This is a genomic window from Peptacetobacter hiranonis (genome assembly GCF_008151785.1).
In the GTDB taxonomy this organism is placed as follows: Bacteria; Bacillota; Clostridia; order Peptostreptococcales; family Peptostreptococcaceae; genus Peptacetobacter; species Peptacetobacter hiranonis.
This window is the reverse complement of the sequence record NZ_CP036523.1, coordinates 1,724,456-1,736,543: the sequence shown is the minus strand read 5'-3', so window position 1 is coordinate 1,736,543 and position 12,088 is coordinate 1,724,456. Positions and strand designations below refer to the sequence as shown.

Sequence of the window (12,088 nt, the reverse complement as noted above, 5' to 3'; positions counted from 1 at the left end):
GAATACTCTTATTTTTTTGTTTTAATCTTGTAAAGATAAAAAGATTGCCATTCACTCCATATTTAATACCACTCGTCAAAATCTATTGTTTATGAATTTTAAAAATGTTATTTTATAAAAAAGGAGAGTGATTGTTATGAAAATATATAGAAAGTTATCTTCTTTATATATGAAGAAGAATAAATCAAGGACTTTGATGATGTTTATCATGGTAATAGCTACAGTTGCATTTATGATTTCTATGGATATGATTGAAGTATCTCAAACATATAATAGAATGGAAGCATTTAAAAAGTCTTATGGAGATTATCATTGTGAGTATGTAGATATTAGCAAAGAAAAGTTAGAAAAGGTAGAAAATGATAATAGAGTAGGATACAAGGACAATGTACAAAACTTAGGATTTTTAATAAATAAAGAAAATGGAACAAGAGTAGAATTAAAATCATTTAATGGAGAAAATGATAATCCTATGAATTTCTTTGATAGAAAGGCACAGGTGTTGGAAGGAAGAAAGCCTAAAAATAACGGCGAAATAGTATTAGATGAAGAAAGTGCTAAAAATTTGGGAGTATCAGGTAACCCAATAGGAAAGACAATATCTTTTGAGCTTAGAAAAGAATACACTCTACCAAGTGGTGAGAAAAAGTTATATTCAGAAAATAAGAGTTTTAAAGTAGTTGGAACAGTAAAAAGGACGTATAAAGAAGCAAGGACTATAAGTAGTTCAAGTACAGGTGCTGAGCAAAAAAGAGGAATTTCTTATACATACGGAGATTTTGAAGGGAAAAGTATAATACCACAGGAAGCATTAACATATGATATTATACTTAGATTTAAAGGAAATGAATTGGTTGCTAGTAATAAAGTAGATAAATTAGTAAATGATTACAATCTTGGAAGACTAACAATAAATGCAAATTCAAATTATTTATCAGAATTATTTTCTATTAATGATTTAAAAAGTGTAAAAGAGATAAATCAAAATAATATAGTTTTGATAATAACAGTTATACTTTTAGTATTTAATATGATGAATATAATATGGAGTGAATATCTTAGAGAAATAAGTATGCTAAGACTTATTGGAGCAAGGAAAAGAGATATAAGATTTATGGTAGTATATCAATCTATACTTCTTGCAGTATTTGGAACAATTATAGGAATTGTATTAGGGATTGGTATAACAAAATTAGGATTAATTATTTTTAAAGATCCTTTATTGAACGAGATAGGAATTAGTCCTAATCTACACATTGATAAAGATGTAATTATGAAAACAGCAAATATATCTATATTTGCAATAGTATTAGCTACAATAATTCCAGTTATTAGAATTGGTAGAGTAGGATGTATGGAAGCTATATCTAACTCTACAAAACACAAAAAAAGAGAAAAGCAATCTAAAATAGGAAAGTTTATTCAAGATAAATTCGGAATATTTAGATATATGGGAATTAGAAATCTTTGGACTAAAAAGACTAGAACTCTTGTATCAATACTTACAATAACACTTTGTGGATATTTAATAATGTATACTTTTTCTAGTATAGAAGAAGAGGTAAATGATAAGATAAGAACAATATATTATAAATATGATGTAGAAACTTCTATAGGTATAGCAAATGACCCAGAAACATACAAAATACCGGATGAAAAAATAGAAAAAATAAGAAAGATGGATGGAGTAAAAGTAGTAAATCCATCATATAATGCGACATCTACATTTGTAGCAGATAAGAAAAATGTTGAAAAAGCATTTATAGATTATTACGGTTTAGAAGGTGACAAAAAAGTAGAATGTGAAAATCATCTTAGATTTTATAGTAATCAAGGATTAAAGAAATATGTTGAACCATATATGCTAGATGGAAAGACTGCTGAAGAATTAGAAACAAAAACTGATGGATATATAAATGTGGCTGTTTACAATAGTTTTTATGATATGATAAAAACTAGTACTCAGAAAAAGATATTTAAAGATTTAAAACAAGGGGATATAATCGATATTGGTGTAAAATACCATAATGGAGATAAAATAGAAAAGAAAAATGTAAAAGTAAGAGTAGCAGCTATTTTAGAACCTGATTGGATGTCTTATGGTGATGCACTAATGCCATATAAATTTGAGGTTATAACATCTGAAGATAATATGAAAGAACTTTTAGGATTTAAAGCATATAATAACTTGACTGTAGATTATGAAAGTTTTGAAAATGAAAAAGCAAATCGTAAAGTAGAAGAATATATAACACAAAATATACCAGGAAGTATAGCTTTAAAAGTAGGTTTTGCCAATATTCAGAATAATTCTAAAAAAGAAGTGTTCAGAAAAAGCATGATAAACATAACTTTAGTACTTATGATTGCAGCAATAAGTATATTCTGTACAGTTAAATCTAACTTAATGGAAAGAAGAAAAGAGATATTTACAATGAGAGCTTTAGGAATGTCTGCTAAAGATATGAATAGTATGAATATGTTCGAAGCAATAACATATGCAGTATTAAGTATAGTATCTGGAATAGCCTTAGCAACATACAAACTTGTAAAATATGTTGAGTGGAACAATAATGCATATACAAACTTTGGTATAGAGCATTTTATGGACTTTACATTCCCATATCCACAGGCGATAATATTCGCTGTTGTTACATTAGCTACTTGTATAATAGCAGTAAAATTAGCAAATAGAGATTTTAAAAATAAAGAAATATCAGATGGTATGAGAGATATAGATTCATAAACTTACCATTCAGGACGTTTTTCCTACCGTTCAGACCAAATCTATTGTTCTTAGTTAAAGATAATGTTATTTTAAAGACAAGAAAAGGGAAGAAGATTAAAGATAACAAATTCTCAAATTGGATATATTAACTGAATTGAAAAGATTGAAAATAGCAGCCTGCACACAAAACAAAAGAAAAAATAAAAAATATTTGGCAGAGGATACTATTTGATATTCTAATTTAGTTCAGATTTATATATAAAATAATTAAAAAATAGGAGGAAGGAAAAATGTCTGAATTAAAAGAAAGCAAAAAAATAAAAATAGAGGAAAAGATAGAATTAAAAGAAATAGAAATGCAGGCAGATCCTTGTAAAAATAATAATGGTCAAAATTGCAGATATGATTGCTGTAGAGATTGTTATGATGGCAGTGCATATCTATCACCAAAAATGTAATAAAATAAATTGAATAAAAAATAAATAACCAATAGGGAGATTAAGTTTTAATCTCCCTATTTTATCAAAATATAAAAGAAAGGGGGAATTGTATTATGAGAATATACAGAAAATTATCTCTTTTATATATGAAGAAGAATAAATCAAGAACAGTTATGATGTTTGCAATAGTAATAGCAACAGTAGCATTTATGTTATCTATAGATATGATTAAAATTTCTCAAGCATATAATAAGGTTGAAGCATATAAAAAAGCATACGGAGATTATCATGTTGAACATGTAGATATTAGTAAAGAAAAGTTAGAAAAGGTAGAAAATGATGATAGAGTAGGATACAGGGACAATGTACAAAACTTAGGATTTTTAATAAATAAAGAAAATGGAACAAGAGTAGAATTAAAATCATTTAATGGAGAAAATGATAATTCAAAGAATTATTTTGATAGAAAAGGTCAGATTCTTAAAGGAAATAAACCTAAAGATAATAATGAAATAGTCCTAGATGAAGAAAGTGCTAAGAATTTAGGTGTATCAGAAAATCCTATAGGAAAGACAATTTCTTTTGAACTTAGAAAAAAGTATAATCTTCCTAATGGAGAGGAAAGATTATACTCTGAAAATAAAAAATTCAAGGTTGTTGGAATTGTAGAAAGAGAGTATAAGGGATTAAATAGTAGTCTTGCTGGAAAAGTTGAACAAGAAAGAGGAATAAGTTATACATATGGTGATTTTAGAGGAAAAAATATAATACCAAAAGAAGCAATAACATATGATGTAATACTTAGATTTACAGGAAATGAATTATTAGCTGGTAAAAAAATAGAATATTTAATGATGGATTTGAAATTAGGCAGAATGTCTGTAAATCCAAACGGTAATTACTTATCAGCAATGTATTCAATAAATGATTTAAGAGATTTAGAAAATATTAATAAGAATAATTTAATTTTAATATTAACAGTCATACTTTTAGTATTTAATATGTTAAATATAATTTGGGGTGAATATCTAAGAGAAATAAGTATGTTAAGGCTTATTGGAGCAAGAAAAAGAGATATAAGATTAATGGTAGTATATCAATCAATTTTGCTTGCTATAATAGGAATCGCTATAGGAATAATTGTTGGATTAGGTATTACAGAAATAGGAATAAATGTATTTAAAGACACAACACTAGAACTAGCTAAATTAAAACCAAAAATGCATATAGACTTAGATGTAGTATCAAAGACAATAACGGTATCAGTATTAGCGATAGTGTTAGCGACAATAATTCCTGTTATAAAAATAGGAAGAGTAGGATGCATGGAGGCAGTATCAAATTCTTTAAAAACTAAAAATAAAGGAAAACAATCAAAAGTAGGAAACTTTATTCAAAATAGATTAGGAATATACAGATATATGGGAGTTAGAAATCTTTGGCTTAAAAAGACAAGAACTCTTGTATCAATTCTAACAATTTCACTTTGTGGATATCTAATAATATATACTTTTTCAAGTATGCAAGATGAAGTAGATGATAAAATAAGAAGAATATACTATAAATATGATATGGAATTTAAACCAGGAATTTCTAATGATGTAGAGGCGTTTAAAATCTCTGATGACAAAATAGAAAAAATAAAAAGTATAGATGGCATTAAAAAAACAAGCGCTTCTTTTAATGCAGATACTACATTTATTGAAGAAAAAAATAATATAAACAAAATTTTTATGGATTATTATGGAATAAAAGAAAGTGAAAAAGTTGAATTTGAAAGTTATCTTAGATTTTTGGATAATGAAGATATACAAGAAAAAGTAGAACCATATATGTTGGAAGGAAAAAAATCTAAAGATATATTAGGAAAAACAGATGGATATATAAATGTAGCTGTATTTAATAGTTTTTACGATGTTACAAAAACAAATACTTACCACAGTATATATAAAAATTTAAAGGTAGGGGATATCATTGATATAGGTGTAAATTATCATAATGGAGATAAAATAGAAAAAAGAAATGTAAAAGTTAGAGTAGGAGCTATTCTTAAAGATGACTGGCAATCTTATGGAGATTCTCTTTCTCCAGATAAATTTGAAGTTATAACATCTGAAGATAGTATGAAAGAGTTATTAGGATTTAAAGCATATAATAATCTTACTGTAGATTATAAAGATATTGATAATTTAGCAGAAAATAGAAAAATAGAAAAATATGCAAGAAAAAATATACCAGGTGCTGTTATTTTAAAAGAAAGTTTTTATAATGATCAAAAACAAGCAGATAAAAATATATTTAGAGAAAGCATGATAAATATAACACTAATACTTATGATAGCAGCGATAAGTATATTCTGTACAGTTAAATCAAACCTTCTAGAAAGAAGAAAAGAGATATTTACAATGAGAGCATTGGGAATGTCTGCTAAGGATATGAGTAGAATGAATATGTGGGAATCAATGACATATGCTTTATTGAGTGTATTATTTGGAATAGGATTAGCTACATATGCACTTTTCAAATTTGTTGAGTGGAACAATAATGCATATACAAACTTTGGAATAGAACATTTTATGGACTTTACATTCCCATATCCACAAGCGATAATATTCGCTGTTGTTACATTAGCTACTTGTATAATAGCAGTAAAATTAGCTAATAGAGATTTTAAGAATAAAGAAATATCAGATGGTATGAGAGATATAGATTCATAAACTTACCATTCGGGACGTTTTTCCTACCGTTCAGACCAAATCTATTGTTTTTAAATATTTAAAGTGATAATTTAAACATATAGATATATATATATCAACAATACTTATATAGAAAGGAAAATCCGTTATGAAAGATTTAAATTTAGTAGAAAGCTTAGAAGTTTGTAATTTAAAAAAATACTATGGTAAAGATGAAAGTCTTGTTAGAGCTGTAGATGGAATTGATTTAAAAATAGAAAAAGGGAAATTTACTTCTATAATCGGAGCTTCTGGTTCTGGAAAGAGTACATTACTTCATTGTATGGCAGGGTTAGACAAACCAACAAGTGGAGAGGTAAAACTTGGAACAAAAAGTCTATATGATTACAATGATAACGAACTATCAAAAATAAGACGTAAAAAATTTGGATTTATATTCCAGAGTTTCAACCTTATACCAGTAATAAATGTATACGATAATATTGTACTGCCAATACTTTTAGATGGTGGAAAAGAAGATAAAGTATATATAGATAGAATAATAAAAGCTGTAGGACTTACAGATCAGATAAAAAAATTCCCAAATGAGTTATCAGGAGGGCAGCAGCAGAGGGTTGCAATAGCTAGAGCACTTTCAAACAAACCTGCGATAATATTTGCCGATGAACCAACTGGTAATCTAGATTCAAAGACTACTCAAGAGGTTATGGATCTTTTAAGTGATACAGTAAAAGAATTTAAACGGACATTGGTTATGATAACACACAACCAAGAAATAGCTGAAACTGCAGATAGAATAATAACTATAAGCGATGGAAAGATAATAAAGGATACAAATGATTTAAAAGAAAATAAATAGTATTCAAAATATCGAAATAATGTCAAATGGGACTGTTGTATAAATTGCAACAGTCCCATTTTTTAGTTTAAAATCTCTATCAGAGAGTATAAGTCAGTAATTATTAAGTAGCTTAAATTAGTTTAACGACTTTAAAAAAAATAAGTGATAATATATAATTAAAGATATATGAAATAAAGAAAAAGTAAGGGTGTAATCCTTAATTTAAACATATTATACGAGGAGTGATAAATTTGAAATCAGTAAATGATGCGATATTGTCCCCTAATATGGAATATGGAATCAATGAAGATATCGTAGTCTATGATGGAAGATTTTGTGTATATTTAGATAAAAAATATAAATGCAATGGAAAGATATTTTTAAAACCATCTTCTCCATCAGCGATAACATTTAAAGCTAGAATAGTATCGACAGCAGATGATAGTTTAGAAGAGTGCAGTTTGGACGATGCTGTTTTAGAGATACATGGATACAAACTTTCATCGGCGACAATAAGAAGAATAAACGAAACATCAGTGGAGGGATATATTAATAATGACTGCATAAAGTCTAAAAATTCTTATGTAAGCTATGTAGATTTTGATTTATTAAATATAGATAAGATACCTGGAAAACTTATAAAGACAAAAGAAAAAGTATTTGCAGGTAGACTAGAGTTTGAGTTAAATGGATATTTAATAACGATTGATAAAAGGTACGACTACAGAAGAGAGTTTTACGAAGAGCTTATCGAAAAATCAGGTACAGTTACAACTCATGTAGGTAGGATAAGAAAGAAAGACGGTACATTGTTTAAGACAAATAATATAATGGGGCTTTTAGATAGGATTTGTACAGCATTTAGTTTTGCTTGTGGAAGATATGTATCTTTTTCAGGTATAAGGGGATATCAGGATGAAAACGAGGTTTACAGAGCTTGGAATAGTGGAATGGTAACGCCTTTTACATTTTTACCTACTTGGACAGATACACTTACAAATTATAGAAATTATGAAAAGTATTTATCTCTTATGTGCAGGAGATTGGAGGACTTCTACTATGGTCCAGCTATTAAAAACGCTGTGGATTGGTATATAGAGTCTTTAAATAATTTAACTATGGATAATGATATAATATCTGTTCAAATAGCGCTAGAGTCGCTATCTTATGTAGTACTAGTAGAAAAAACTAAGACGATTACAGACACAGAGTTTGATAAGAACTCAGCCTCTAAAAATATAAGAATGTTACTTCAAATCTGCAATATTCCATTTGGAGGAGATGAGATGGAGATTTTCTCAGATGAAATAAGAGAAGAATTTGCAGATGGGATAGATCTTATAAGTTATTACAGAAATAAGATTGTACACCCAAGTAAGAGAAGAAACAAGGTATTTTTATCTGCGGAAGATATTTGGAATATACTTGTAATAGGTATTCATTATATAGAATTGGCGATATTATATATAATTGGGTACAAGGGAGAGTATTCAAACAGACTAAAAGAAAGGTCTTTTGGAGAAGTAGAAGTTGTTCCGTGGAATTAAATTTACAAGAAGATTTAAAAATGAAAGATGATGCAAAAATAAAGTCAATTATTTTAAAAGTTAAAAAAATATGTTGACTTTATTTTTATTCTGGTATAGAATAATAAACATAACAAAGCAGAGTAAATAATCAGATAAAGCGAAGAAGAGAAATAGTAGATAGTAAAGTCTTTTCAGAGAGATTTCGGTTGGTGTGAGAAATCAAGAACTAATTATCGAACACATCTCAGAGCATAGCACCGAGAAAGAAAGTTCATGTAGGCTGCTACGGTAGTACCCGTTATCGTACAAGGGTATCGTCTTTTAATAAGACTGTACTCTATGAGGCTAGTATCGTGAGGTACTAGTGAAGAGAGGTGGAACCACGGAATTAATACTCCCGTCCTCTAGCTTAGCTAGAGTGCGGGAGTTTTTATTTACCTAAAAATAGAAACTGCTTGAATGAAAGTGGAGTTAAATCTGAGAATTATCACAAGAAAGGTTTTCTGAATATTTGCATAACTGCAAGAATAAAAAATATAATTACAGGAGGAAACGAAAATGAAAAAATTATTAAGAAAAGTGATGGTAGTATTTGCAGCAATGGTAATGGTATTAGGGATGACAGCTTGTTCATCAAAAGATAGTGGAAGTGCAGATAACAAGGTAATCGTAGGATTTGACAACACATTTGTACCTATGGGATTTTTAGATGAAGATGGAAATACAGTAGGATTTGACGTTGATTTAGCAAAAGAAACATTTGAGAGATTAGGAATGGAAGTAGAGTTCCAGCCAATAGATTGGTCAATGAAAGAAACAGAGTTAAACAGCGGTAACGTAGATGTTTTATGGAATGGATATTCATTAAGCCAAGAAAGAAAGAAAATAGTTTCTTATTCAGATCCATATCTTCAGAACAAACAGATAATAGTTACAATGGCAGATTCAAATATAAATAAGAAAGCTGATTTAGCAGGAAAAGAAGTAGGAACTCAGCAGGAATCAACAGCTCAGGCTGCAGTAGAAACAGATACAGAGTTTGTAAGTTCATTAAAAGGTGGAGCACCAGTTCTTTACGATACTTATGATAAAGCTCTTAGAGATTTAGAGATAGGAAGAACTTCAGCAGTAGCAGGAGATGAAGTTTTAATAAGATACTATATGTCACAGAAAGGTGAAGATAAATATAAAGTATTAGAAGAAAACTTCGGATTAGAAGATTATGTAGTAGCATTTGCAAAAGACAACACAGAATTAAGAGATAAGGTAAATGATACATTAAAAGAAATAAAAGATGATGGAACATTTGACGAAATATATGCAAAATGGTTCAAATAAGATATGTTAAAGGGAATAGTTAAATATAGAAGTAAATTATATAAAATAAAGGGAATAGATTTATTGATTAATTAAGGAAATAAAGCAGTGAAGGAGAATGAGAATTATGATAGAAGGTATAAAAATAGTCGTAGCGCTATTTGCAATAACATTAGTACTTTCAATTCCAGCTGGGATTGGAGTAGCTCTTTTAAGAATTTCAAAAAACGTAATAATAAGAAAGGTGACATCTTTTTACATACTTATAATGAGAGGTACTCCACTTCTTCTTCAGATGATAGTTATATTCTATGGTCTTCCACTTATAGGAATAACATTTGATAGATTTACAGCAGGAGCGGTTGCATTCTTCTTCAATTATACAGCATATTTTGCAGAGATATTTAGAGGGGGAATACAATCAATAGACAAAGGTCAGTACGAAGCAGCTTATGTTTTAGGATTTGATAAAGTTTCAATGTATAAAAGAATAATACTTCCTCAGGTTGTAAAAAGAGTATTAGCGCCTGTATCAAATGAAGTAATAACACTTGTAAAAGATACTTCTCTTGTATATATATTAGGTCTAAACGATATATTAAGAATATCTCAGATAGCGATGAACAGAGAAGGAAGTTTAATGCCACTTGCATGGGCAGGTTTAATCTACTTAGTATTCATAGCAATTCTTACAAAAGTATTTGAAAAACTTGAAAAGAGATATTCTTACTATAATTAAGAGTTTTGATATTGAACTTACGGTTTAGAGCTTAATTTCAACTAGGAGGAATGCGAAATGATAGAGGTTATAAATTTAAAGAAAAAATTTAAAGATGCAGAAGTTTTAAAAGATATTTCATTTGATGTAAAGGACGGAGAGATAGCTGTTGTAGTTGGAAAATCTGGAGCAGGTAAAACAACTCTTATGAGATGTATAAATGGATTAGAAGAGTTTGATTCTGGAGAACTTATATTAAATGGAGAGGCTATAAAAAATAATAACGATATGAAGAAGGTAAGAGGAAAGATTGGAATGGTATTTCAAAACTTTAACCTATTTCCTCATATGACTGTTATAGAAAATATAATAGAATCACCTGTAAATGTATTTGGAGAAAATAAAGAAGAGGCATTGAAAAAAGCAAATGAGCTTTTAAAAATGGTAGACCTTACAGATAAGGGGGATAATTATCCTTTCCAGTTGTCAGGTGGTCAGCAGCAGAGAGTTGCAATAGCTAGAGCTTGTGCGTTAAAACCAGATGTAATATGCTTTGATGAGCCAACTTCAGCACTAGATCCTGAGTCTATACAAAATGTAATAGATGTCATTAAAAAATTAAAAGAAAACGGAATGGCTATAATAATAGTTACTCATGATATTGGATTCTGTGATGTAATAGCTGATAAAATAATTAGGTTAGAAGCGGGAATTATAAAAGAAGTAAAAAATAATAATAAATAAAATAATAAAAAATAAGGGAGAGATAGCGGTTGTTATTTCTCTCTTTTTTTGTCGGTTGAACGGCTTAAATTTAACATTTGAAGCTAAAAAGAATTGAATAAAATATTCATTTCCTATAAAATTAGATATGGACTATAAAAATAGACTATATAATGGGAGGACGTAATGGAAGGAATAAAAATATTTTCAGATAGTACTTGCGACTTACCTATAGAAGAGGTAAATAGAATGAATATAGGTATAATTCCTCTAACAATAAACTTTGGTGAGGAAGTATACAAAGAAGGTATAGATATAACTACAAAAGAAATATTAGAAATAGTGAAGAAGACAGGAGAACTACCTAAGACAGCATCTCCTTCTCCAGCAGAATTCTACGCAGCATTTGAGCCGTATGTAGAAAAAGGAGATACTATAATATACATAGGACTTTCTTCAAAATTATCTTCTACAGTTGCAAATGCTATGATAGCAAAGAATATGTTTGACAATAATGAAAACATACATATAATAGACTCTTTAAATTTATGTGGAGCAATAGGTGGACTAGTTAGAAACACTTATAATTTATTAGAAGAAGGTAGATCTGTTGAAGATACAATAGCTGAGATAGAAAAAGTTCTTCATCACTACAAATTATTCTTCACAATGGATAAGTTAGATTACCTTTATAAAGGTGGAAGATGTAGTGGAATGCAGTTTATATTAGGTAGCACTTTTGGAGTTAAACCTATAATAGAGATGACTACAGAAGGTCTTGATGTTTGGAAAAAGACTAGAGGTAAGAAAAAAGCGATAGAAATGATGCTTGAAGAAGCTGAAAGAGATAAAGATAGAATATACAATGATGAGATTCATGTAGCTGCTATAACAGGTAGTGAAAAAGAATTAGAAGGTATAAAAGAACAGCTTACAAAAAGAACAGGAATAACTAAATTCCATGAATACAGTGTTGGATGCACAATAGCTAGTCACTGTGGAGATGGGACAGTAGGATTTGGATATTTCTTAAAAGAAAATTAAATATGAGTATATAAAAAAGACTGTTGCAATTTTTGCAACAGTCTTTATGTTT

At 28.7% G+C, this 12,088-nt stretch carries 9 protein-coding genes and 1 other annotated feature; all 9 genes read left to right on the top strand.

Translation table 11 applies throughout. From position 1 onward, the window contains the following. Nucleotides 1-136: 136 nt before the first annotated feature. The 9 genes from KGNDJEFE_RS08230 (at nucleotide 137) to KGNDJEFE_RS08195 (ending at nucleotide 12,036) form a co-directional block, all read left to right on the top strand. Nucleotides 137-2,746 carry an ABC transporter permease gene (locus tag KGNDJEFE_RS08230; protein ID WP_040410216.1) on the top strand — a complete coding sequence of 870 codons (2,610 nt, stop codon included), beginning with the start codon at nucleotides 137-139 and terminating at the stop codon, nucleotides 2,744-2,746. Nucleotides 2,747-3,018: 272 nt separating this feature from the next. Next, nucleotides 3,019-3,186, top strand: coding sequence for a hypothetical protein (locus KGNDJEFE_RS11795; protein WP_006439184.1), 168 nt, complete (start codon nucleotides 3,019-3,021; stop codon nucleotides 3,184-3,186). A gap of 95 nt (nucleotides 3,187-3,281) precedes the next feature. Then, entirely contained in the window at nucleotides 3,282-5,885 is a 2,604-nt protein-coding gene (locus KGNDJEFE_RS08225; protein ID WP_040410217.1) for an ABC transporter permease, read from the top strand. 127 nt (nucleotides 5,886-6,012) lie between these two features. Further along, nucleotides 6,013-6,723: an ABC transporter ATP-binding protein gene (locus tag KGNDJEFE_RS08220; RefSeq protein ID WP_006439186.1), complete on the top strand. Its 711-nt coding sequence runs from the start codon at nucleotides 6,013-6,015 to the stop codon at nucleotides 6,721-6,723. A gap of 224 nt (nucleotides 6,724-6,947) precedes the next feature. Continuing rightward, nucleotides 6,948-8,252 (top strand): YopA family protein, encoded by a 1,305-nt coding sequence (locus KGNDJEFE_RS08215; RefSeq protein WP_242649203.1) that lies wholly within the window; start codon nucleotides 6,948-6,950, stop codon nucleotides 8,250-8,252. Nucleotides 8,253-8,385: 133 nt separating this feature from the next. Then, nucleotides 8,386-8,642: a binding site (T-box leader), on the top strand. A gap of 150 nt (nucleotides 8,643-8,792) precedes the next feature. Next, nucleotides 8,793-9,572: an amino acid ABC transporter substrate-binding protein gene (locus KGNDJEFE_RS08210; RefSeq protein WP_006439188.1), complete on the top strand. Its 780-nt coding sequence runs from the start codon at nucleotides 8,793-8,795 to the stop codon at nucleotides 9,570-9,572. A 106-nt stretch (nucleotides 9,573-9,678) separates the two neighbouring features. Continuing rightward, nucleotides 9,679-10,290, top strand: coding sequence for an amino acid ABC transporter permease (locus KGNDJEFE_RS08205; RefSeq protein ID WP_040410219.1), 612 nt, complete (start codon nucleotides 9,679-9,681; stop codon nucleotides 10,288-10,290). A gap of 57 nt (nucleotides 10,291-10,347) precedes the next feature. Then, nucleotides 10,348-11,013, top strand: a complete 666-nt coding sequence (locus tag KGNDJEFE_RS08200; protein ID WP_006439190.1) for an amino acid ABC transporter ATP-binding protein — start codon at nucleotides 10,348-10,350, stop codon at nucleotides 11,011-11,013. 165 nt (nucleotides 11,014-11,178) lie between these two features. After that, nucleotides 11,179-12,036, top strand: a complete 858-nt coding sequence (locus KGNDJEFE_RS08195) for a DegV family protein (RefSeq protein WP_006439191.1) — start codon at nucleotides 11,179-11,181, stop codon at nucleotides 12,034-12,036. Nucleotides 12,037-12,088 lie beyond the last annotated feature (52 nt).